This window comes from Pseudomonas sp. NY5710, assembly GCF_013305665.1.
GTDB lineage: Bacteria > Pseudomonadota > Gammaproteobacteria > Pseudomonadales > Pseudomonadaceae > Aquipseudomonas > Aquipseudomonas juntendi.
The window spans coordinates 4,139,221-4,162,380 of record NZ_CP045554.1; the positions used below are offsets into that span (position 1 = coordinate 4,139,221).

A 23,160-nucleotide genomic window follows, 5' to 3' on the forward strand; every position below is an offset into this window, starting at 1 on the left:
CTAGCACCTCAGCTGAACTTTCCGACGCGATCGTCGGCACGGTGAGGCATTGTAACGGAAAGCCGAGCAGCATGCTCGGCCTTACCATCGCTCAAGCGGCCTCGACCTGCACGGGGACGCCATTGAGCGCCGCATTGCCCGACACCTGGTCACGCAAGCGCTCGTCGGTCAGGTCATTGGCACTCACGCCAGGCTGCGCCTGGGCGACCTGCAGGTGTATGCCCTGCCGGCCATGACCGAACCCATGGGGCAAGCTGACCACACCGGGCATCATATCCTCGCAAGCCAGTACCTCGACTTCCAAGGCCCCGGTGCGCGAGCGAATCCGCACCCGCTGGCCATCTTGCAGTTGCCGCTGCTGCAGATCGTGGGGGTGCATCAGCAACTGGTGCCGGGGCTTGCCTTTGACCAGCCGATGATAGTTGTGCATCCATGAGTTGTTGCTGCGTACGTGCCGACGCCCGATCAACAACAGTTCGTTCGGCGCCGGCGGTGCTTGCCGAGCCAACCGCTGCAAATCGTCCAACAGTACCTGGGGCGCCGCTTCGATTGCCTTGCTGGCAGTGGCCAGGCGAGCCTGGAGGTTGGCGCGCAATGGGCCAAGGTCCAGGCCATGCGGGTTCTCATCGAGCTTGGCCAGGGAAAGCTGCCAGGCGGTTGCCTCGCCGTAGCGGCCTTTGCGCAGGGCCAGGTCGATCATCTGTGCGGGGGCCACGGTCGGCTTGATCTCCAGCCCGGCACGCCTGGCATAGGCCTGCGCCAGCCCGACGAAAATTTCCCAGTCATGCAAGGCGCCCTGCGGTTTGGCCAGGATCGCCCGGTTGAAGCGCGTGATGTTGCGCACGGCCAACAAGTTGAATGTGCTGTCGTAGTGATCATTTTCCAACGCCGAGGTCGAGGGCAGGATCAAGTCGGCATGGCGTGTGGTCTCGTTGATGTAGAGGTCGATGCTGAGCATGAACTGCAACCCCTCCAGCGCAGCATCCAGCTGGCGGCCGTTGGGCGTGGACAGCACAGGGTTGCCGGCCACCGTCACCAAGGCATGCACCTGCCCCTCGCCGGGCGTCAGCATTTCTTCGGCGAGGGCCGCCACCGGCAGCTCACCGCCGTATTCGGGCAACCCCGATACCCGGCTTTGCCAGACATTGAAATGCCCACCCGAGGTGGTTGCGACCAGGTCGACGGCCGGCTCCGTACACAACGCCCCGCCGGCACGGTCGAGGTTACCGGTCACCAGGTTGATCAGTTGCACCAGCCAATGGCACAGGGTGCCGAAGGTTTGCGTCGACACGCCCATGCGCCCGTAGCACACCGCCTTGTCGGCGGCGGCGAAATCCCGTGCCAGCTGCCGGATCTCGGCCGCCTCGATGCCACACAGCGCGCTCATGGCCTCGGCGCTGAGTGGCGCCAGTGCCGCGCGAACCTGCTGCAGACCATTGACCGGCACGTGGGAGCCGCGCGTCAGGCCCTCGTCGAACAGCGTGCTCAGCAGGCCGCACAACAGCGCCGCATCGCCCCCGGGGCGAATGAACAGATGGCGGTCGGCCATGGCCGCCGTTTCGCTGCGCCGCGGGTCCACCACCACCAGGCGCCCACCGCGCCCGCGCAGGGCCTTGAGCCGCTTCTCCACGTCGGGCACCGTCATGATGCTGCCGTTGGAGGCCAGCGGGTTGCCGCCTAGAATCAACATGAAATCGGTATGGTCGATGTCCGGGATCGGCAATAGCAAGCCATGCCCATACATCAGGTGGCTGACCAGGTGCTGCGGCAACTGGTCCACCGATGTGGCAGAGAAACGGTTGCGGGTTTTCAGCAGGCCGAGGAAATAATTGCTGTGGGTCATCAACCCATAGTTGTGCACGCTGGGATTGCCCTGGTACACGGCCACGGCATTGCGCCCATGGGCCTGCTGGATCGCCCACAGCCTGTCGGCGGCCAAGGCAAACGCTTCATCCCACTCAATCGCCTGCCAGTGCTCCCCTACCCGTTTATGGGGCTGGCGCAAACGATCCGGGTCATTCTGAATGTCCTGCAACGCCACCGCCTTGGGGCAGACATGGCCGCGGCTGAACGGGTCGTGGGGGTCGCCCTTGATCGAGCTGATCTGCGCCCGCCCCGCGTCATCATGGCTGATTTCGATGTTGAGCCCGCAGATCGCTTCGCACAGGTGACACGCACGGTGATGCAGGGTCTTGGTCATGGCCGCCTCTGCCTTGTTGTTGGGGGGTGAACGAGCTGAAACTATGCGCCCCGCACCCTATCCCGGCCAGCGCGCTTCGCCGCGTGAATCCACCGACATCAGTGGCACGATTTGCGACAGCCATTTGCCAAATTGCCAGCAAGCCGTGTACAACTTGCTGTAGCAAATAAAAAACAGCACAGCCCAACGGGTAGAGACACGCCTTGCAACCTCTTTGCGGGCAGCCTGCTGTTTCCCCTCTTGGCTTTAGGCGACATTTACTTATAGTATTGCGCCTTTCCCTTTTTCGTCCGCCCCCGTGCGGCTTACGCCGCAGGTCACTCCCGTTGTCAAAAAAACCATACGGTCGACCTGCATACTGTTGCAGATAAGGTAGTCAATCATGAGCGCTAGGCACTTTCTCTCCCTGCTGGACTTCACCGCCGACGAATTGCTCGGGGTGATCCGCCGCGGCATCGAGCTGAAGGACCTGCGCAAGCGAGGCGTGCTGTTCGAGCCGCTGAAAAACCGCGTGCTGGGCATGATTTTCGAGAAGTCTTCGACCCGCACCCGTGTGTCGTTCGAAGCCGGCATGATTCAACTCGGCGGTCAGGCCATCTTCCTGTCGCCTCGCGATACCCAGCTGGGCCGTGGGGAGCCGATTGGCGACAGCGCCATCGTGCTGTCGAGCATGCTCGACGTGGTCATGATCCGCACCCATGCCCACAGCACCCTCACCGAATTCGCCGCCAACTCACGCGTACCGGTGATCAACGCGCTGTCCGACGAGTCGCACCCGTGCCAGTTGCTGGCCGACATGCAAACCTTCCTCGAACACCGCGGCACCATTCAAGGCAAGACCGTGGCCTGGATCGGTGACGGCTTCAACATGTGCAACTCCTACATCGAGGCGGCCAGGCAGTTTGACTTCCAGTTGCGTATCGCGTGCCCGGAAGGTTACGAGCCTGACCCACGCTTCATGGCCATTGGCGGTGACCACGTGCAAATCGTGCGCGACCCCAAGCAAGCCGTAAGCGGTGCCCACCTGGTGACCACGGACGTCTGGACTTCCATGGGCCAGGAGGAGGAAACTGCACGGCGCCTGGCGCACTTTGCGCCATACCAGGTCACCCGCGAACTGCTCGACCTGGCGGCACCCGACGCCCTGTTCATGCACTGCCTGCCTGCCCACCGTGGCGAGGAAATCAGCCATGACCTGCTCGACGACCCGCGGTCCGTCGCCTGGGACCAGGCTGAAAATCGCCTGCATGCACAGAAGGCCCTTCTCGAATTCCTTGTCGAACCGGCTTACCACCACGCATGAGTCAACCCCTACTGCTCAACCTGCGCAACCTTGCCTGCGGCTACGGCGACCAGCGCATCGTCCAGAACCTCAACCTGCACCTGAACGCAGGCGACATCGGTTGCCTGCTGGGTTCATCCGGTTGCGGCAAAACCACCACCCTGCGCGCCATCGCCGGCTTCGAGCCGGTGCACGATGGCGAGATCCAGCTGGCTGGCGAAGTGATTTCCCGAGCCGGTTTCACCCTGGCCCCGGAAAAGCGCCGCATCGGCATGGTGTTCCAGGACTACGCGCTGTTCCCCCACCTGACTGTGGCGCAGAACATAGCCTTCGGCATTGCCAAGCACCCCCGCCAGGCGGCAGTCGTCGAAGAAATGCTCGAGCTGGTCAAGCTGGCTGGCCTGGGCGGGCGTTACCCGCACGAGCTGTCTGGCGGCCAGCAGCAACGGGTCGCGCTGGCCCGTGCGCTGGCTCCCGAGCCGCAGTTGCTACTGCTCGACGAGCCGTTCTCCAACCTCGACGTGGAACTGCGCCGGCGGCTGAGCCATGAAGTGCGTGACATTCTCAAAAGCCGCGGCACCAGTGCCGTTCTGGTCACCCATGACCAAGAGGAAGCGTTTGCCGTCAGCGACCAGGTCGGGGTGTTCAAAGAGGGCCGCCTGGAACAGTGGGACACACCGTACAATCTGTACCACGAGCCACAGACACCGTTCGTTGCCAGTTTCATCGGCCAGGGCTATTTCATTCGTGGCCAGATGGTCAGCCACGAAGCGGTCAGCACCGAACTGGGCGAGTTGCGGGGTAACCGCGCCTACATCATGGCCCCGGGCAGCTCGGTAGATGTGCTGCTGCGCCCGGACGATATCGTGCATGCACCAGGCAGCCCCCTGCAGGCCAAAATAGTCGGCAAGAGCTTCCTCGGCGCCTCGACCTTGTACCGCCTGCAGTTGCCGACGGGCAGCCAGCTGGAAGCGATCTTCCCCAGCCATGACGATCAGCAGGTGGGTGACGATGTCGGCATTGCGGTAAAAGCCGACCACCTGGTGCTGTTTCCGGCACCCGGTAGCGTTGCAGCGCAGTTGCCACCCCTGGAGAAAGGGGTTCGTCGCTACAGCTCGGCGACCTGATACAGCGTATTGGGGCTGCAAGCCAGCCCCAACTTCTCAGCCCCTGCCAATGCCGGCAAATTTACCTTGGGTATGCTCGGCCAGCACGGCGGCCGCCAACTCCACCTCCAGCCCTCGCCGTCCGGCACTGACATGTATGGTGGCAAAGTTCTGCGCCGACTCATCGATGAAGGTGCGCAGGCGTTTCTTCTGCCCCAGCGGGCTGATGCCGCCGACCAGGTAACCGGTGGCACGCTGGGCGGCTGCAGGGTCGGCCATTTCGCACTTCTTCACCCCGGCAGCATGGGCCAGGGCCTTGAGGTCCAGGGTGCCTCCCACTGGCACCACCGCCACCAGCAACTCGCCTTTCTCGCTGCTCGCCAGCAACGTCTTGAATACCTGCTGCGGGTCCAGCCCAAGCTTCTCTGCCGCCTCCAGCCCATACGACGCCGACTTGGGGTCGTGTTCGTAACTGTGCACGCGATGCTCGGCACGATGCTTCTTCAACAGGTCTAGGGCGGGGGTCATGCAGGGGCTCCGGTCTGGGACGGCTCGGCGGCTACTTTAGGACAATTCCCACATGGCAGCCAGCGCACCGCAATCGCGCAGCTCTGGCACGGGCATCCGAAACCGATTTTAGCGGCCATTTCGTGACTGGTCGTTCACTTTCGACCTTTGACATCAGCGTTTCTTGTCTATATTTTTTCGTTTCTGAATACGTGGTGCACGTTAAAGGTGCACTTCCCTGCTCGGTGTCAATGGGGATGGACGCCGTGCTTTGCTGTCGAGCGCCAAGCGCCTCACAACAAAAACAACGAGGTCATACATGACGACTGCTCTACGCCAACCCACGCTGTCCAGCCAATGCCTGGCCGAATTTCTCGGCACGGGCTTGCTGATATTCTTCGGCACTGGCTGCGTCGCCGCGCTCAAGGTCGCCGGCGCCAGCTTCGGCCTGTGGGAAATCAGTATCATCTGGGGTGTCGGGGTAAGCATGGCCATCTACCTCAGCGCCGGCATTTCCGGCGCGCACCTGAACCCGGCCGTGAGCATCGCCCTCACCCTGTTCGCCGGTTTCGACAAGCGCAAGCTGCCTTTCTACATGCTGGCCCAGGTGTGCGGCGCATTCTGTGGTGCAGCACTGGTCTACACCCTGTACAGCAACCTGTTCTTCGATTTCGAACAGGCGCACGCCATGCTACGCGGAAGCGAAGCCAGCCTGGAGCTGGCCTCGGTGTTCTCCACCTACCCGCACCCCTCGCTCTCCACCAGCCAGGCCTTTCTGGTCGAAGTGGTGATCACCGCTATCCTGATGGCGGTGATCATGGCCCTGACCGACGACAACAATGGCCTGCCGCGCGGTGCCGTGGCGCCGCTGCTGATCGGCCTGCTGATCGCCGTGATCGGCAGCGCCATGGGCCCGCTGACCGGGTTCGCGATGAACCCGGCCCGTGATTTCGGTCCAAAGCTCATGACATTCCTGGCGGGCTGGGGCGAAATTGCCTTTACCGGTGGGCGAAGCATTCCTTACTTCCTGGTGCCGATCTTCGCGCCGATCGTTGGCGCCTGCGTGGGCGCCGCGGCCTATCGCGGCCTGATCGCCCGCAACCTGCCTGTTGCAACTGCGACGCACCCTGAGACAAATGACAACCGCCAGGGCGATACTCAAGCCAGTTGATCGCGGCATCACACACAGCCCTGACCCCCTATTCTTGCAAGGCCTACGACCATGACAGACACCCAGGACAAGAACTACATCATCGCCCTGGACCAGGGCACCACCAGTTCGCGAGCGATCATTTTCGATCGTGACGCCAACGTGGTGGGTACCTCCCAGCGCGAGTTCGCCCAGCACTACCCGCAGGCGGGCTGGGTCGAACACGACCCGATGGAGATCTTCGCCACCCAAAGCGCGACCATGGTCGAAGCCTTGGCCCAGGCGGGCATCAGCCATGCGCAGGTTGCCGCGCTGGGCATCACCAACCAGCGCGAGACCACCGTGGTATGGGACAAGGAAACCGGGCGCCCGGTGTACAACGCCATCGTCTGGCAGTGCCGCCGCAGCACCGAGATCTGCGCCCAGCTCAAGCGCGATGGCCATGAAGACTACATTCGCGAAACCACGGGCCTGGTCACCGACCCGTACTTTTCCGGCACCAAGCTGAAATGGATCCTCGACAACGTCGAAGGCGCCCGCGAAAGGGCCGAACGTGGCGAATTGCTGTTCGGCACCATCGATACCTGGCTGATCTGGAAATTTTCCGGCGGCAAGGTCCATGTCACCGACTACACCAATGCCTCGCGCACGCTGATGTTCAACATCCACAGCCTGCAGTGGGACGACAAACTGCTGGAAATTCTGGGCATCCCGCGGCAGATGCTGCCTGAGGTGCGGCCGTCGTCGCAAGTGTATGGCCACACCAAGAGCGGCATCGCCATCGCCGGTATCGCCGGCGACCAGCAGTCGGCCCTGTTCGGCCAGATGTGCGTGGCACCGGGCCAGGCCAAGAACACCTACGGCACCGGCTGCTTCCTGCTGATGAACACCGGCGACCAGGCCGTGAAGTCCTCCCATGGCCTGCTCACCACCATTGCCTGCGGCCCGCGGGGCGAAGTGGCCTATGCATTGGAAGGCGCCGTGTTCAATGGCGGCTCCACCGTGCAGTGGCTGCGTGACGAGCTGAAGATCGTCAACGATGCACTGGATACCGAGTATTTCGCCAGCAAGGTCAAGGACAGCAATGGCGTGTATCTGGTGCCGGCGTTTACCGGCCTGGGTGCGCCGTACTGGGATCCCTATGCCCGTGGCGCGCTGTTCGGCCTGACCCGCGGCGTGAAGGTGGACCACATCATTCGTGCGGCCCTCGAGTCGATCGCCTACCAGACCCGCGACGTGCTCGACGCCATGCAACAGGACTGCGGCCAGCGCCTGTCCGAACTGCGCGTGGACGGCGGCGCAGTGGCCAACAACTTCCTCATGCAATTCCAGGCAGACATCCTCGGCACCTGCGTGGAACGCCCGAAGATGCGTGAAACCACAGCCCTCGGCGCGGCATACCTGGCGGGTCTGGCCTGTGGCTTCTGGTGTGGCCTGGACGAGTTGCGCGACAAGGCCATCATCGAACGCGAGTTCAGCCCGCAGCTGGATGAAGCGCAGAAAGAAAAGCTGTATGCCGGTTGGAAGAAGGCCGTCGACCGCACCCGCGATTGGGAAGATCACGACGCCTGAGGCACCCTCAGCGATGACGCGGTCCCACCATGGGATCGCAGTTCGCGGTTTGCGGCACGGGCCATGCGTCATAGCGCACTGGCCGTAGTCTCCGTCCTACGGCATCATTGCAGAATTTGTCCGGCAGCCCCAAAGGACCGCCCATGAATCTGCCCCCACGCCAACAACAAATCCTCGAACTGGTGCGAGAGCGCGGTTACGTCAGTATCGAAGAAATGGCGCAGCTGTTCGTCGTGACGCCACAAACCATCCGCCGTGACATCAACCAGTTAGCCGAACTCAACCTGCTGCGCCGCTACCACGGGGGTGCCGCTTACGATTCGAGCGTCGAAAACACCGCCTATGCCATGCGTGCCGACCAGATGCGCGACGAAAAGCAACGTATCGCCGAGGCCGTGGCCAGGCAAATTCCCGACCATGCCTCGGTGTTCATCAACATCGGCACCACCACCGAATCCATCGCCCGGGCCCTGCTGAATCACAACCACCTGAAAGTCATTACCAACAACCTGCATGTGGCCGCCATTCTCGCGGCCAAGGATGATTTCGAGGTGCTGGTGGCAGGCGGCACAGTGCGCCGGGATGGCGGCGTGGTCGGCCAGGCCAGCGTCGATTTCATCAACCAGTTCAAGGTCGATTTCGCCCTGGTAGGGATCAGTGGCATTGACGAGGACGGCAGCCTGCTCGACTTCGACTACCAGGAAGTGCGGGTATCCCAGGCCATCATCACCAATGCCCGCCAGGTCATCCTGGCCGCCGATTCCAGCAAATTCGGGCGCAATGCCATGGTGCGCCTGGGCTCGATCAACTTGGTGGATTGCCTGGTGACCGACCAGGCCCCCGCCCCCGCCCTGACGCAGCTGCTCAACCAGTACAAGATCCGCATCGAAGTGGTGTAAACGCCCCCAGGCCGTCAGGCGGTAACGCCCTCGGATCGAGCGCCGCGCGATCTGCGGGGCGGCTCGTTGCGCGAAGTATTCAGCGAATTTTCGTAAATGTTCACTTACTTGCCATGTGATCAGTTTTTTCTATGAAAACTGACTGACAAGCGCCCCCTTGTTGCGCTAGTATTTTCGGAAACGAACATTAATGTTCATATTCGCTATGAACAGCTTCAGGAGGCCTTGCCCGTGTCCCAGCCCGTTTCGTCCCAGCCAGCACTCGCCGACTGCTACGACATTGCCGTGATTGGCGGTGGCATCAATGGTGTCGGCATTGCCGCCGATGCCGCTGGCCGGGGCCTCAAAGTGTTCCTGTGCGAAAGGGACGACCTGGCCCAGCACACCTCATCGGCCAGCAGCAAACTGATCCACGGCGGCCTGCGCTACCTTGAGCATTACGAGTTTCGTTTGGTTCGCGAAGCGTTGGCTGAACGTGAAGTGCTGCTGGCCAAGGCGCCACATATCGTCAAGCCCATGCGTTTCGTGCTGCCACACCGCCCGCACCTGCGTCCGGCCTGGATGATCCGTGCTGGCCTGTTCCTGTATGACCACCTGGGCAAGCGCAAGCGCCTGGGTGCTTCGCGCAGCCTGCGCTTTGGCCCGGGCTACCCGCTCAAACCGCAGATCACGCGCGGTTTTGAATACGCCGACTGTGCAGTCGACGATGCCCGCCTGGTGGTGCTCAATGCCATGGCGGCCCGTGAACACGGTGCTCATATTCTGACCCGCACCCGCTGCCTGCGCGCCGAGCGTGTAGATGGGCTGTGGCACGTAGACCTGCTGCATGCCGACGGCCAGCAACAGCGCATTCGGGCTCGCGCTCTGGTCAATGCGGCAGGCCCTTGGGTGGCCAGCTTCATCAAGGACGACCTCAAGCTCGATGCGCCCTATGGCATTCGCCTGATCCAGGGCAGCCACCTGATCGTGCCGCGCCTGTATGAAGGCGAACACGCCTATATCCTGCAGAACGAAGACCAGCGCATTGTCTTCTGCATCCCCTATCTGGAGCGCTTTACCTTGATCGGTACTACCGACCGGGAGTACAGCGGCGACCCGGCGAAAGTCGCCATCACCGACCAGGAAACCCAGTACCTGCTCAACGTGGTCAACGCCCACTTCAACCATCAGTTGAGCCAGGCCGACATCCTTAACACCTATTCCGGGGTACGCCCGTTGTGCAACGACGAGTCGGACAACCCGTCGGCCGTCACCCGCGACTACACGCTGGCGCTGTCGGCAGAGGTCGGTCAGGCCCCATTGCTGTCAGTATTCGGCGGCAAACTGACCACCTACCGCAAGCTGGCCGAATCGGCGATGGCCGAGCTCAAGCCCTTCTTCAGCCAGATGCGCGGCAGCTGGACAGCCACCGCGCCCCTGCCGGGTGGCGAGCAGATGACCACCGCACAAGCGCTGCTGGAGCAACTGGTGGCCCGCCACAGCTGGCTGCCGGTGGACATTGCCCAACGCTGGGCGAACACCTATGGCAGCCGGGTCTGGCAACTGCTCGAGGGTGTGAACGGCCCGGATGACCTCGGCCAGGCCATTGGCGGTGGGCTCTTCGCTCGCGAAGTGGACTACCTTTGCGAGGCGGAGTGGGCGACGACCGCCGACGACATCCTGTGGCGCCGCACCAAACTTGGCCTGTTTACCCATGCAGCAGAACGCCTGGCCCTGGAAAACTACCTGCAACAAACCCGAGTCGGGCTTGCCCAGGGCCACGCCGCGTGATGCAGCGCTGCACAGCAGGCTCAAAGCCTGCTGTGCAGCTCCTGCGCCAGGGTTAGCAACAAGCGTCGCTCGGCCTGCTCGTATTCGTACTTGAGGGCCTTGCAACGCAGGGCGAAGGTCCAGTCGTCGATCTGCGCCTGGCTTACCTGCTCTTCGAGGCTTTCCATCCGCTCATTGAGCGGTTGCAGGACTTGCTCGAAACGCGACGGGTGGCGCTCGCGGGCATGGACCTCCCAGAACGGCCGCTGCGCCAGGGAGCCAATCACTTGCTCAGGTGTCTCGTTTGCCAGAATCTGGTCGCGAGCACGCAGTAGGTCGCTGCTGGTGACATGCGCAAACCCTGGGTAGTGCATTTCATCGTACTCGATGGGCAGGTCCAGGGTGGCACTCAACTTGAGCCGGTAGTACAGCCGGGTCTCGACCTCATCCACGCCGACCGTACGCTGGGCACGCAGGCGCTCGATGTGGCGCACGGCAAGCCGGTCGACTTCGTCCAGGCGCCAAAGCGAACGCCCCAGACGCCATAAACGCCCCTCCAGTCCCGCCGGCTCACCGCCTACGGCGCGCTCCACCATTACACTCAGTTCAAGCTGCTCCAACGTCAACAGCAGCCGGTCTTCACACGTCCTTGGGCCACCGGCTTCAGCGAACAGGCGCACACGCACAGCCTCATGTTGCTCACAGAACTCCAGAATGCGCCAGATACGCGCGCGGTAACGGGTCGGCGCAAGGGCAAAATCCTCGGCAGCGACGAAGTCCGCCAGAAACCGAAACAGGTCGGCCGCGCCCCGCTCAGCGATTAACGCGTCATAGATCGCGCGCCACCGGCCCCGCTGGTGTTCCTCTACCGCATCGGTCAAACGCCCGAACAAAGCGTCGTCTACGGGGCGATGATGCCGTACGCCGCCAGCAGCAGGGTTCCTGGCCCCGGCCTGCTCGAGCTGGGCTTCTTCTGCCTCGTCGAGGGGGTTGTCGTGCAGGGCATGATCTTCCAATTGCAGGCGTAGCCGCGCCAGGTCCTGGCGTAACTGACGGATACGATTGTCTCGCAGATCGATCCTGGCCCGCCAGGACACCGGCTCAGGCATCTGCTCCAGGCCGGTTGACCTGAGCCGCACTTCGCGCAGGTAGCGCAACGTGGTCAACACGGGCGCCCGCCCCAGCGGATTGTAGCTCAAGTCCAGGAACTGCAGGCTCCGCGCCTGCACCAGACGCCCCTCACCCACACTGTCAAGGGCGATCTGGTTGCGCGATAGCGTCAAGGTCCTGAGCCGCTCCAGACTTTCCAGCCCTGCCGGGATCGTGGTCAACCGGTTGCGTGACAGGTCCAGCTCGACCAAATTGCCAAAGCGCGCCAGGAAGTCTTCGTCGATTACAGTAAGGCCGCTGTCGCGCAGGTACAGACGTTTGACATGATCGAAACGGATGCCCGGCGGAAGCTGTGGCAAGCTGCCGATATGCTCGCCATCCAGATCCAGCACGTATTCACCCCCTGCGTTGACCACCTTGCGCCTCCAGCAACGGCGTAGGGCGGTCTCCAACCGACGACGCCTCACGCCCTGCAGCGGGTTGCTGGCGGCCTGGCGCCACTGGCGCAAACAACTGCGTAGTTGCGCCAGATGCTCTTGAAGTTGGGTGTAGTGCTCCCATAGCCCGCCATAGCCACCGCCCACGTTCAGCAAATACGCTTGTATCTCATCGTCGCTCAGGGTCGGAAAAATCTGTTGAATGCCCCGCCGGATCGCTTGCCGCTCGCCACTTCCGCGCCCGCTGAGCGGGTAACCCAGGCGCCCATCCCCGAAACGCTGGGGTGGGCGCAAGGCGCCGTGCACAGGTTGCATGCCACACCATTTGGCGGCCTGTTCCCGGTCACTTGCGGCACTGCGCAACAACCACTGGCCGAAGGCTTCTTCACCCAGGCCACCATTGCCCAGCTCTGCCAGCTGCGCCTCATCCAGGCTCGTCAGCAATGCCCACTGCAAGCTGTGGGAACGCGTCGATCGTGGACTGCGGTAACCGTCGCCGCGCCTGAAGATGTATTGCACCTGCTCGGCGCCCTCACTGCCGGCACTGGCCAGCAGCGCCCCCTGCGCAGTGCGCTCACGAAGCTCCAGCCTCAGCGTCGATGGCCAGGCAAGCCGCTCTCCCAAGACCCCGAAGGCAATGCGTTCGCTGTCGGCGTTGACTGCACGCGGCAGGTACAAGCCGGCACACGCGCGGTCCAGCCGGCGCTCACGCAGTTGCCAGCGCGCCCGCTCGGCCAGCGTCAACGGCAAGCGTTGCCGCTCCAGCAATTGTTCCCGCTCGACGCCGCTGCACTGCGCCATCAACTCAACCAGCTGACGCCTCGACAAACCCGGGAATGCCCTGGCCAACAGACTGCTGCCGTGCTCCGCCACGCTATCGGCAAGCTGCTGCTCCAAGGCCGGGCCGGCCAGGTCGGGGAAGCGCTCATGGGCGCGATAAACATCCAGCGCATCGTACAGCCGTGCGGGGGCATCCACCTGTTCCAGATGCAGGCGCCGCAGCCGGGCTTCACTCAACCCCGTCGCCTGCAACAGGTAATCCGCGGCGGCATCGGGTACACCGGCAAGCCTTGAACTCAGCCGCCTGACCAACTGGCCGGCCCCCTGCCAGTCCCCTGGCCGCTCCAGCTCATGGCGCCAGCCATCGCCACCGTTACTTTCGAGCCTGGGCTGCCAGGCTTCAGCACGCGATGCGTGGCGAATTCGCGTGCTGCCATGCACAGGATCCTCGCTTACCCGGTACATGGCTCCGTCCAGGTGCCACACCCACTCGTGGAGGTCGTCTCCCGGGCTCCAGTCAATCGAATACCCGGGCAGGTGCGCTGCAACCAAACGAGCATTTGCGGCCTGGTCACGCATTGGCTGCAGCGCGTCCACGAACGGCACGCGCTGCAGGTAATGCCGCGCCGCGGAGGCACCGGTGGCAATCAGCGCACCCGCCACTACGGTTTGCGCAACACCGAACACATGATCCATGGCGCCCTGCCGATCGCCGATACGCCAGTCCTGGTAGCCTTCGTAAACTTCCCCGGCTAACTCCACCGCGGTGTAGGCCAACAAGCCCTCGCCCAGCACCGGAACGAACATGCCTGCCAGGTTCAAGAGGTTCAGGCCCAGTTCCCGATAGGCTTGCAGCCGGGCATCGCGCGCCTGTTCATCGAGGTCTGCGGTAGGCACGGCCAGCACGTGGGCATCATCGAGCAGTTTGTCTATCTGCAACCCACGCACATGACTGAACAGCGTCGTATTGATGGGCAGGTGCCTGCCATCGAGCTCAGGCACCTGGTGCGCCGCACTTGCCTCTATCCGCTCCTCGAGCAGCTGCTGAAAGCCAACCCGGTCGCGCTCACTGATGAAGCGGCTGAAGAATCGGCGGTAGGGTGCCGTCGTCAGGCGCCTGGCCAACGCCCGAAACACCTCTTCCCAGGACTGATAGACGCGAACCGGCGACTGCGGGTCATTCGGTACCCAGACGAATACCCCCTGCAGGTCCGCCCCCAGCGCTGGCCGCAGTTCCAATGTCACCACGCCTCGCACACATTTGCCCAACAGGTACAGCTGCCGTGGCGCGACCTCACCCGGCCCCGCCGGCACCGTCGGTGACGCGGTAATACAGGGCAACAGCAAGCGGTAGCTGTTCTCGTCCAGATCACCTTTGAGCAATGCGCAGCGTACTGCCACTTCCAGGTCGGCGCGGGCGTTTTCCTCGAAGCACCGGTGTACAGCGGCCTTGGCCGAGCCAGGTGCAGCACCTGGGGCATCGTCCGGCGCCAGGCACTGGCGCAGGATGGCCTGGTAGCGCCCGCCCACATCGGCCTCGCGGCAGCGCCCGGCGAATACCTCGTAACCCACCGGCACGGGCTCGCCGCTGGCGTCGAGCAGCCAGCCCCGGCGGCTGGGCGAAGGGCGCGTGTCGACGATATGGAAATTGTGCAGTACCGCCGCCAGCAACGGCGTGGAAGATCGCAATATGTGCCGACGCATGGGCCAGCCCGGCGCCATCGGCGGCAGTGTAACGGTGCGCTCGACACCCACGTGGCTGCGGCGCAGGTCGGTGATCGTCAGGCCTGCACGGTTCAATACCTGGTTCAAACGGGTAGCTGCGAACTCGTCCAGTGCCGGAATGGCTTGCAGGGTTCGGTGCAGCGAACGGGTGGCTTCTTCCTGGGCCTGCAGCGCGCGGCGCAAGGCAAGCAACCAGTCGACATTGCCATGCGCCACCAGCCATGCAGGCAGGCGCCGGGCAATCAAGGTATCGATCGAATCAGCGGGAAACAACGGCTCGGTCATCGGTTCAGCTCCAGCGACAAGGGCGCCGAGTCAACCAGCCATCCAGCCAGAGGCTGAGGTACACCCATAGCCCCAACCTTGGTTCCTGCAGCGAGCCAGCCTGGGCAAACAATCGGTTTTCCGACCACAGCAATCAGGATAGTTCGGAAAACCGAACAAAAGCCCGAGGTAGACGCACCCCGCCAAGGCGCCGAGCACCCGAACGATCGGGTTTTTTGCTCGTCGAACCCGTTTGGCACGACTCATGCTCTACACTCTTCAACCGAATGCACAGCGCTTCGCTGTATTCGTTGAACGAAAGAGTCCGCCAACGGCTCCATAAAAAAAACAAACACGTCGAGGAAAATTTGATGCGTATCGTTCGTCATCTGTTGGGCGCCACCATTGCAGCTGCGATCATCGCTTCGCCAGCCATGGCCGAAGAACTGACCGGCACCCTCAAGAAGATCAAGGACTCGGGCACCATCACCCTGGGCCACCGCGACTCTTCCATTCCCTTTTCCTACCTGGCCGGCAAACCCGAGCCCGTGGGCTACTCGCATGACATTCAGCTGGCTGTCGTAGATGCCCTGAAAAAACAACTGGGTACGGACATCAAGGTCCGCTACAACCTGGTCACCTCGCAGACCCGCATCCCGCTGGTGCAAAACGGCACCGTCGACCTGGAATGCGGCTCTACCACCAACAACGTCGAGCGCCAGCAGCAAGTCGGCTTCTCGGTCGGCATCTTCGAAGTCGGTACCCGCCTGCTGACCAAGGTCAAGGACGGTCAACCTGCATACAAGGACTTCCCGGACCTGGCTGGCAAGAACGTGGTGACCACCGCCGGCACCACCTCCGAGCGCATTCTCAAGGCGATGAACGCCGACAAGCAGATGAAGATGAACGTGATTTCCGCCAAGGACCACGGTGAAGCCTTCAACATGCTCGAAAGCGGCCGCGCTGTAGCCTTCATGATGGACGACGCCCTGCTCGCCGGTGAAATGGCCAAGGCGCGCAAGCCGGCAGACTGGGTCATCACCGGTACCCCGCAGTCCTATGAAATCTACGGCTGCATGGTGCGCAAGGGTGACGAGGCGTTCAAGAAAGCGGTCGACGATGCCATCGTTGCTTATTTCAAATCGGGCGAAGTCAACAAGAGCTACGACAAGTGGTTCCAGCAACCGATCCCGCCAAAAGGCCTGAACCTGCAGTTCCCGATGAGCGATGAGCTGAAAAAACTGATCGCTGAGCCTACCGACAAGGCCGCGGACGAGAAGAAGTCCTGATCCTCAGATAACGGCCTGGTGCTCGACAGCACGAATCAAATCCTACAGGCCACTCATTAGTGTCTAACCTTTCATCCGAGGGCGCCCAGCGCCCCCGGATGTTCCAAGGTGCCCGTGAAACAACCGTCTGAGGGGAAATCCCGATGAATTACAACTGGGACTGGGGCGTGTTCTTCAAGTCCACCGGCGTGGGCAGCGAGACCTATCTCGACTGGTACATCACCGGCCTGGGCTGGACCATCGCCATCGCCATCTCCGCCTGGATCATCGCCTTGTTGCTGGGCTCGGTGCTCGGCGTCATGCGCACCGTGCCGAACCGCCTGGTATCGGGCATCGCCACCATCTACGTGGAGCTGTTCCGCAATGTGCCGCTGCTGGTGCAGCTGTTCATCTGGTACTTCCTGGTGCCAGACCTGCTGCCCGAAGGCCTGCAGGAATGGTTCAAGCAAGACCTCAACCCGACCACCTCGGCGCTGATCAGTGTGGTCATCTGCCTGGGCCTGTTCACTGCCGCCCGTGTCTGTGAGCAAGTGCGCACCGGCATCCAGGCGCTGCCGCGCGGCCAGGAATCCGCGGCCCGTGCCATGGGTTTCAGCCTGCCGCAGATCTACACCAACGTGCTGCTGCCCCAGGCCTACCGGATCATCATTCCGCCGCTCACCTCCGAATTTCTCAACGTGTTCAAGAACTCCTCGGTGGCATCGCTGATCGGCCTGATGGAGCTTCTGGCGCAAACCAAACAGACCGCCGAATTTTCCGCCAACCTGTTCGAGGCCTTCACCCTGGCCACGCTGATCTACTTCACCCTGAACATGGGGCTGATGCTGCTGATGCGCATGGTCGAGAAGAAAGTCGCCGTGCCTGGCCTGATTTCCGTGGGGGGCAAGTAAATGGACATGGATTTCAGCGAAATCATCCCGGCCCTGCCCGCCCTGTGGGAAGGCATGCTCATGACCTTGCAACTGATGGTCATGGGCGTGGTGGGCGGTATCGTGCTGGGCACCATCCTGGCGCTCATGCGGCTGTCATCGAGCAAGCTGCTGTCGCGCCTGGCCGGTGCCTACGTCAACTATTTCCGCTCGATCCCGCTGCTGCTGGTGATCACCTGGTTCTACCTGGCGGTACCGTTCGTACTGCGCTGGATCACCGGCGAGGACACCCCGGTGGGTGCCTTCACCTCGTGCGTGGTGGCGTTCATGATGTTCGAAGCCGCCTACTTCTGTGAAATCGTCCGCGCCGGTGTGCAGTCGATCTCCAAGGGCCAGATGGGCGCCGCCCAGGCCCTGGGCATGACCTACAGCCAGACCATGCGCCTGATCATCCTGCCGCAGGCTTTTCGCAAGATGACCCCGCTGTTGCTGCAACAGAGCATCATCCTGTTCCAGGATACCTCGCTGGTCTACACCGTGGGCCTGGTGGACTTCCTCAACTCGGCACGCTCCAACGGCGACATCATTGGGCGCTCCCATGAGTTCCTGATCTTCGCCGGGGTCGTGTACTTCCTCATCAGCTTCTCCGCTTCGTGGCTGGTCAAGCGCCTGCAAAAAAGGATCGCCGTATGATTTCCATCAAGAACGTCAACAAGTGGTACGGGGACTTCCAGGTACTGACCGACTGCAGCACCGAGGTCAAAAAAGGTGAAGTGGTGGTGGTGTGCGGCCCTTCGGGTTCGGGCAAGTCCACCCTGATCAAGTGCGTCAACGCCCTGGAGCCGTTCCAGAAGGGCGATATCGTGGTTGATGGCACCTCCATTGCCGACCCCAAGACCAACCTGCCGAAGCTGCGTTCGCGGGTGGGCATGGTGTTCCAGCACTTCGAACTGTTCCCCCACCTGAGCATCACCGAAAACCTGACCATCGCCCAGCGCAAGGTACTGGGCCGCAGTGAGGCGGAGGCCACCAAAAAAGGCCTGGCCCTGCTCGACCGCGTCGGGCTTGGCGCTCATGCCAAGAAGCACCCGGGCCAGCTGTCGGGTGGCCAGCAACAGCGCGTGGCCATTGCCCGTGCACTGTCGATGGACCCGATCGTCATGCTGTTCGACGAGCCGACCTCGGCGCTGGACCCGGAAATGGTCAACGAAGTACTGGACGTGATGGTGGAGCTTGCCCACGAAGGCATGACCATGATGTGCGTGACACACGAAATGGGCTTCGCCCGTAAAGTGGCCAACCGCGTGATCTTCATGGACAAAGGCCACATCATCGAAGACTGCCAGAAGGAAGCGTTCTTCGGCGACCCGACTGCCCGCCACGAACGCACCCAGCACTTCCTCAGCAAGATCCTGCAACACTGACTTTGCTTCATAGAACCGGTCGGCGCGGCTGCCCAATCGGGCAGCAGGCGCTGGTCGTGACAAGGCCACTGTGATGAAATGCGATCCTTCGCTTCTTCTCCCTGCCAAGCCTGCCGTGAAATCCCGCCTGCTCCGTCAATTGCTGTTGCCACCACTGATCATTTTGCTGATGGTCGGCCTGGGTATGGCTGGCTACCTGATCAGCGAGAGCAACGGTATTCGCACCCTCAGCGAAAACGGTGAACGCCAGCTGGAGCTGCACGCGCGCACGGTCGAAAGCGAGATCAGCAAATACACCTATCTGCCGAGCCTGCTGGAGCTGGAAGACAGCGTCTCGCACCTGCTCACCGACCCGGATGGCGGTTCGCGCCAGGCAGTCAACGAATACCTCGAAGGCCTGAACCGGCGCAGCCGCAGCCGGGCAATTTTCGTGCTCGATACCAATGGCCGGGTCCAGGCCACCAGCAACTGGCGCGATGCCGATTCGTTCCTGGGCGAAGACCTGTCGTTCCGCGCCTATTTCCAGACTGCCGTACGCGGCGAACCTGGGCGCTTCTACGGCATCGGCAGCACCACGGGCGAGGCTGGCTACTACCTGGCCCACGGGCTCGAGGAACACGGCAAGATCATTGGCGTGGCGGTGATCAAGGTACGCCTGGATACCCTGGAAGAACGTTGGCAGCGGGCGCGCCTGGAGGCATTCGTCAGCGACGAGAACGGCATCATCATCCTTTCCAGCGACCCTGCCAGGCGCCTGAAGTCGGTACGCCCGCTGACCGCGCAAACTAAGGAACGGCTGGCGCGCAGCCTGCAATATTACTGGTGGCCGTTGAACGAGTTGCAGCCCCTGGCCCGCGAGACCCTGGCCGATGGCGTGGAAAAACTGACCTTCCCCGCCAACAGCGAGACTGCCCACGGCGAGCCCCACGAAGTGGCCTACCTGGCCCAGACCCGGCGGCTGGTCGACACGCCCTGGCATTTCACTCTGCTCACCCCGCTGCAGGACCTGCGCCGCGAATCCATGGTCCAGGGCATTCTGGTGGGGGTCGCCTTCGCCCTGCTGGCCATCCTCGGCATCGCCTGGAACGAGCGGCGCAAAGTCATCGCCACCCGCCTGGCCGCACGCGAGGCGCTGGAGGAAGCCAACAGCCAGCTGGAGCGACGGATTACCGAACGCACCGCCGACCTGCGTGCCAGCAACGAACGCCTGAAAGGCCAGATTCGCGAGCGCCGGCACGCCGAACAAACGCTGCGCCACGCCCAGGACGAGCTGGTGCAGGCCGGCAAGCTGGCAGCCATCGGGCAAATGTCCACCAGCATCGCCCACGAGCTGAACCAGCCGCTGGCTGCCTTGCGGACGCTGTCTGGCAACACGGTGCGCTTCCTCGAACGCGGGGCGCTGGAAACCGCCAGCACCAACCTGCGCACCATGAACGACCTGATTGACCGCATGGGCCGCATCACTGCCAGCCTGCGCTCGTTCGCCCGGCGCAGCGACGACAGTGGCCAGGCTTCCCTGGCCAAGGCGATAGAAGCCACCTTGCAAGTACTGGGCAACCGCATCAGCGCCTGCCACTTGCAGCTGCACAACCACTACGAGGACCAGCAACTGGCCATCGACCAGACCCGCCTGGAGCAGATCCTGGTCAACCTGATCGGCAACGCCCTTGATGCCATGGCTGCGCAGCCCCAGCCCGAACTGTGGCTGGAGGGCGAAGTGCAGGGCGACAAATACCGTTTGCAGGTGCGTGACAATGGCCACGGCATCGACGCCGAGGCGCGCAAGCACCTGTTCGAACCTTTCTTCACCACCAAACCGGGCGAACACGGCCTGGGCCTGGGCCTGACCCTGTCGGCGAGCCTTGCGGCTGCGGCCAAGGGCAGCCTCAACGTCGAGCACCCCGTCACCGGCGGGAGCGCCTTCGTCCTGGCCCTGCCCCTGGTTTCGCCCCCTAACGAATCGGCAGAGCACCCATGAACCAAGCGCCTCTTACCGTCCTGATCGTCGAAGACGACCCGCATGTGCTGCTCGGCTGCCAGCAGGCACTGGCCCTGGAGGACATCGCCTGCGAGGGTGTGGGCAGTGCCGAGCAAGCGCTAGAGCGCATCGGCCACGATTTCGCCGGTATCGTCGTCAGCGATATCCGCCTGCCCGGCATCGACGGCCTGGAGTTGCTCAACCGCCTGAAGGCCCGCGACCGCAGCCTGCCGGTGGTACTGATCACCGGCCACGGCGACATCGACATGGCCGTTGGCGCCATGCGCAATGGTGCCTACGACTTCATGGAAAAGCCGTTCTCCCCGGAGCGCCTGGTCGACGTGGTGCGCCGCGCGCTGGAACAACGGGGGCTGTCCCGCGAAGTGGTCGCCCTGCGCCGCCAGCTGGCCGAACAGAGCAGCCTGGAAGGCCGCATCATCGGCCGCTCGCCGGCCATGGAGCACCTGCGCGAGCTGATTGCCAATGTGGCCGACACCTCGGCCAACGTGCTCATCGAGGGCGAGACCGGCACCGGCAAAGAACTGGTCGCGCGCTGCCTGCATGACTTCAGCCGTCGCCAGGGCCAGCCCTTCGTGGCGCTGAACTGTGGCGGCCTGCCGGAAAACCTGTTCGAGACCGAGATTTTTGGCCACGAGGCGAACGCCTTCACCGGTGCCGGCAAGCGCCGTATTGGCAAGATCGAACACGCCAATGGCGGCACGCTGTTCCTCGACGAAGTGGAGAGCATGCCGATCAACCTGCAGATCAAGCTGCTGCGCGTTTTGCAGGAGCGCACCCTGGAACGTTTGGGGTCGAACCAGAGCATTGCCGTGGATTGCCGGGTGATTGCGGCAACCAAGGCCGACCTCGATAGCCTGGGCCAGAGCGGTCAGTTCCGCAGCGACCTGTACTACCGGTTGAACGTGGTGACCCTGGAGCTGCCACCGCTGCGCGAGCGCCGCGAAGACATCCTGCAATTGTTCGAGCACTTCCTACAGCAATCGGCCCTGCGCTTCGATCGGGAAACACCGACCCTGGACAGCCAGACCCTGTCCCGCCTCCTCGCCCACGACTGGCCAGGCAATGTGCGGGAACTGCGCAACGTGGCCGAACGCTACGCCCTGGGCCTGCCGGCGTTCAAGAAAGGGCCCAGCGGGGGGGCCAGCCAAGGCCTGGGCTTTGCCGAGGCAGTGGAGGCGTTTGAACGCAACCTGCTCAGCGATGCACTGCAACGCACCGGCGGCAACCTCAGCCAGGCCAGCCAGGAGCTGGGCATGGCCAAGACCACGCTGTTCGACAAGGTCAAAAAATACGGCCTTGGTTGACCTCGACAACCGTGTGAAGTGCCTGCGGCGCGGGTATTCGGGCCCCAGTGGGTGTGGGCCAGCCGCAGGCGGTGCGGCGCTACGCCCAGTCGACAGCGTTGCCAACATGAGCGAAACTCAACTCATTGCTTCGTTCACCCCATTCACACCCCGGAGTCAGCAGTGCTGGAGATCCGCCACCTGAAAACCCTTCATGCCTTGCGCGAGGCCGACAGCCTTGTGGAAGCCGCCGAGCGCCTGCATCTGACCCAGTCGGCGCTGTCTCACCAGTTCAAGGAGCTGGAGGAGCGCCTGGGCCTGCCGCTGTTCGTACGCAAGAGCAAGCCGATACGCTTTACCAGCGCCGGGCTGCGCCTGCTGCAACTGGCCGATGCCACCCTGCCGTTGCTACGGGGTGCCGAACGCGACATCGCGCGCCTGGCCGGCGGTACCGCCGGGCGCCTGCACATGGCAATCGAATGCCACAGCTGCTTCCAGTGGCTGATGCCGACCATCGACCAATTCCGCGATGCCTGGCCGGAAGTCGAGCTGGACCTGGCTTCAGGCTTCGCCTTTGCACCCCTGCCAGCCCTGGCCCGTGGGGACCTCGACCTGGTGGTGACCTCCGACCCGGTGGACCTGGCCGGCATCACCTACGTGCCGCTGTTCACCTACGAAGCCATGCTGGCGGTCGCCAACCAGCATGCGCTGGCCAGCAAGCCGTATATCGTGCCCCAGGACCTGCTCGACCAGACCCTGATCACCTACCCGGTGGAGCGCGACCGCCTGGACATCTTCACCCGCTTCCTGGAGCCGGCCGACGTCGAGCCGGCCGCCGTGCGCACCTCGGAGCTGACCGTGATGATGATGCAGCTGGTCGCCAGCGGCCGGGGGGTGTGCGGCATGCCGCACTGGGCTTTGCATGAGTACAGTGCGCGCGGTTATGTGAAAGGCAAGCGCCTGGGCGAGAAAGGCCTGTTTGCGACGCTTTACGCCGCTGTGCGCACGGACATGCTCGATGCGCCGTACATGCGCGACTTTCTGCTGACCGCCAAGGATACCTCCTTCGCCACCCTCGACGGCGTCAGCGCGGTGCGTTGAGCAACTGGCGGTACAGCGGCAGGATCAGATCGCGGGTCAAGGGTGCCAGTGGCGTGTCTGGCGCCTGATCTGCAGCCAGCCATACCACCTCCTCGATTTCTGCCGCCGGGACCACGGCAGCGGCGCTGTCCACGCGAAACAGCTCGGCTTGCACGTCGAAGCCGGGCTCGTTGGCAGCCGTGGCAGTGAACTGGCCCAAGTGCACGGCCTGGGCCGGGTCGATGTGCAGGCCCAATTCCTCGTGCAGTTCGCGTACCAGTGCCTGCAGCGCCGTTTCACCCGCATCGATCTTGCCCCCCGGCTGCATGAAGGCTTCGGTGCCACGCTTGCGCACCAGCAAGGTGCGCCCCTGGGGGTCGAGCAACAGGGCGGCGGCGATGCGAATGGTATTGGGCATGGGGTGAACTCGCTGGC

The 23,160-nt window shown here is 63.1% G+C and carries 17 protein-coding genes; 13 read left to right on the forward strand and 4 right to left on the reverse strand.

The window, feature by feature from the left end; translation table 11 throughout:
* Positions 1-91 precede the first annotated feature (91 nt).
* The gene (locus GEV39_RS19145) at positions 92-2,200 is read right to left on the reverse strand and encodes a molybdopterin oxidoreductase family protein (RefSeq protein ID WP_173890851.1); all 2,109 of its coding nucleotides are present in this window, start codon (positions 2,198-2,200) and stop codon (positions 92-94) included.
* A 382-nt stretch (positions 2,201-2,582) separates the two neighbouring features.
* Between GEV39_RS19145 and argF the strand changes: the two genes are divergently transcribed.
* Together argF and GEV39_RS19155 are read left to right on the forward strand one after the other, a co-directional pair.
* Positions 2,583-3,503 (forward strand): ornithine carbamoyltransferase, encoded by a 921-nt coding sequence (gene argF, locus GEV39_RS19150; RefSeq protein WP_054913622.1) that lies wholly within the window; start codon positions 2,583-2,585, stop codon positions 3,501-3,503.
* Positions 3,500-4,609 carry an ABC transporter ATP-binding protein gene (locus GEV39_RS19155; protein ID WP_173890852.1) on the forward strand — a complete coding sequence of 370 codons (1,110 nt, stop codon included), beginning with the start codon at positions 3,500-3,502 and terminating at the stop codon, positions 4,607-4,609. Before argF ends, GEV39_RS19155 begins: the two co-directional genes overlap by 4 nt.
* A gap of 36 nt (positions 4,610-4,645) precedes the next feature.
* Here GEV39_RS19155 and ybaK read toward each other — a convergent pair whose 3' ends face one another.
* A complete protein-coding gene (ybaK, locus tag GEV39_RS19160) occupies positions 4,646-5,116 on the reverse strand; it encodes a Cys-tRNA(Pro) deacylase (RefSeq protein WP_054904052.1) in 471 nt (156 codons plus the stop codon).
* Between the two features lie 298 nt (positions 5,117-5,414).
* Between ybaK and GEV39_RS19165 the strand changes: the two genes are divergently transcribed.
* The 4 genes from GEV39_RS19165 to glpD all read left to right on the forward strand — a co-directional run bounded on the left by GEV39_RS19165 (position 5,415) and on the right by glpD (position 10,486).
* Positions 5,415-6,266, forward strand: a complete 852-nt coding sequence (locus tag GEV39_RS19165) for an MIP/aquaporin family protein (RefSeq protein WP_173890853.1) — start codon at positions 5,415-5,417, stop codon at positions 6,264-6,266.
* Positions 6,267-6,317: 51 nt separating this feature from the next.
* Positions 6,318-7,817 carry a glycerol kinase GlpK gene (gene glpK / locus GEV39_RS19170; protein WP_173890854.1) on the forward strand — a complete coding sequence of 500 codons (1,500 nt, stop codon included), beginning with the start codon at positions 6,318-6,320 and terminating at the stop codon, positions 7,815-7,817.
* A 143-nt stretch (positions 7,818-7,960) separates the two neighbouring features.
* The gene (glpR, locus tag GEV39_RS19175; RefSeq protein WP_173890855.1) at positions 7,961-8,716 is read left to right on the forward strand and encodes a DNA-binding transcriptional repressor GlpR; all 756 of its coding nucleotides are present in this window, start codon (positions 7,961-7,963) and stop codon (positions 8,714-8,716) included.
* A 231-nt stretch (positions 8,717-8,947) separates the two neighbouring features.
* Positions 8,948-10,486 carry a glycerol-3-phosphate dehydrogenase gene (gene glpD, locus GEV39_RS19180; protein ID WP_173890856.1) on the forward strand — a complete coding sequence of 513 codons (1,539 nt, stop codon included), beginning with the start codon at positions 8,948-8,950 and terminating at the stop codon, positions 10,484-10,486.
* A 20-nt stretch (positions 10,487-10,506) separates the two neighbouring features.
* Here glpD and GEV39_RS19185 read toward each other — a convergent pair whose 3' ends face one another.
* Complete coding sequence (locus GEV39_RS19185; RefSeq protein ID WP_173890857.1) at positions 10,507-14,802, reverse strand: NEL-type E3 ubiquitin ligase domain-containing protein; 4,296 nt, start codon at positions 14,800-14,802, stop codon at positions 10,507-10,509.
* A 350-nt stretch (positions 14,803-15,152) separates the two neighbouring features.
* Between GEV39_RS19185 and GEV39_RS19190 the strand changes: the two genes are divergently transcribed.
* The 7 genes from GEV39_RS19190 to metR all read left to right on the forward strand — a co-directional run bounded on the left by GEV39_RS19190 (position 15,153) and on the right by metR (position 22,746).
* Positions 15,153-16,070, forward strand: a complete 918-nt coding sequence (locus tag GEV39_RS19190) for a glutamate/aspartate ABC transporter substrate-binding protein (RefSeq protein WP_009684545.1) — start codon at positions 15,153-15,155, stop codon at positions 16,068-16,070.
* 143 nt (positions 16,071-16,213) lie between these two features.
* Entirely contained in the window at positions 16,214-16,960 is a 747-nt protein-coding gene (locus GEV39_RS19195) for an amino acid ABC transporter permease (protein WP_009684544.1), read from the forward strand.
* On the forward strand, positions 16,961-17,632 hold the full coding sequence (locus GEV39_RS19200; protein ID WP_173890858.1) for an amino acid ABC transporter permease: 672 nt from the start codon (positions 16,961-16,963) through the stop codon (positions 17,630-17,632).
* On the forward strand, positions 17,629-18,363 hold the full coding sequence (locus GEV39_RS19205) for an amino acid ABC transporter ATP-binding protein (RefSeq protein WP_009684542.1): 735 nt from the start codon (positions 17,629-17,631) through the stop codon (positions 18,361-18,363). The genes GEV39_RS19200 and GEV39_RS19205 overlap by 4 nt, the downstream gene beginning before the upstream one ends.
* Before the next feature lie 73 nt (positions 18,364-18,436).
* The gene (gene aauS / locus GEV39_RS19210; RefSeq protein WP_029887761.1) at positions 18,437-20,341 is read left to right on the forward strand and encodes a two-component sensor histidine kinase AauS; all 1,905 of its coding nucleotides are present in this window, start codon (positions 18,437-18,439) and stop codon (positions 20,339-20,341) included.
* On the forward strand, positions 20,338-21,666 hold the full coding sequence (gene aauR / locus GEV39_RS19215) for a two-component response regulator AauR (RefSeq protein ID WP_173890859.1): 1,329 nt from the start codon (positions 20,338-20,340) through the stop codon (positions 21,664-21,666). Before aauS ends, aauR begins: the two co-directional genes overlap by 4 nt.
* A 162-nt stretch (positions 21,667-21,828) precedes the next feature.
* Positions 21,829-22,746 carry a transcriptional regulator MetR gene (gene metR / locus GEV39_RS19220; protein WP_009684539.1) on the forward strand — a complete coding sequence of 306 codons (918 nt, stop codon included), beginning with the start codon at positions 21,829-21,831 and terminating at the stop codon, positions 22,744-22,746.
* Here the strand turns inward: metR and GEV39_RS19225 are convergent.
* Positions 22,730-23,143, reverse strand: a complete 414-nt coding sequence (locus tag GEV39_RS19225; RefSeq protein ID WP_173890860.1) for an NUDIX hydrolase — start codon at positions 23,141-23,143, stop codon at positions 22,730-22,732. The two genes, metR and GEV39_RS19225, sit on opposite strands and share 17 nt — an antisense overlap.
* Positions 23,144-23,160: the final 17 nt, after the last annotated feature.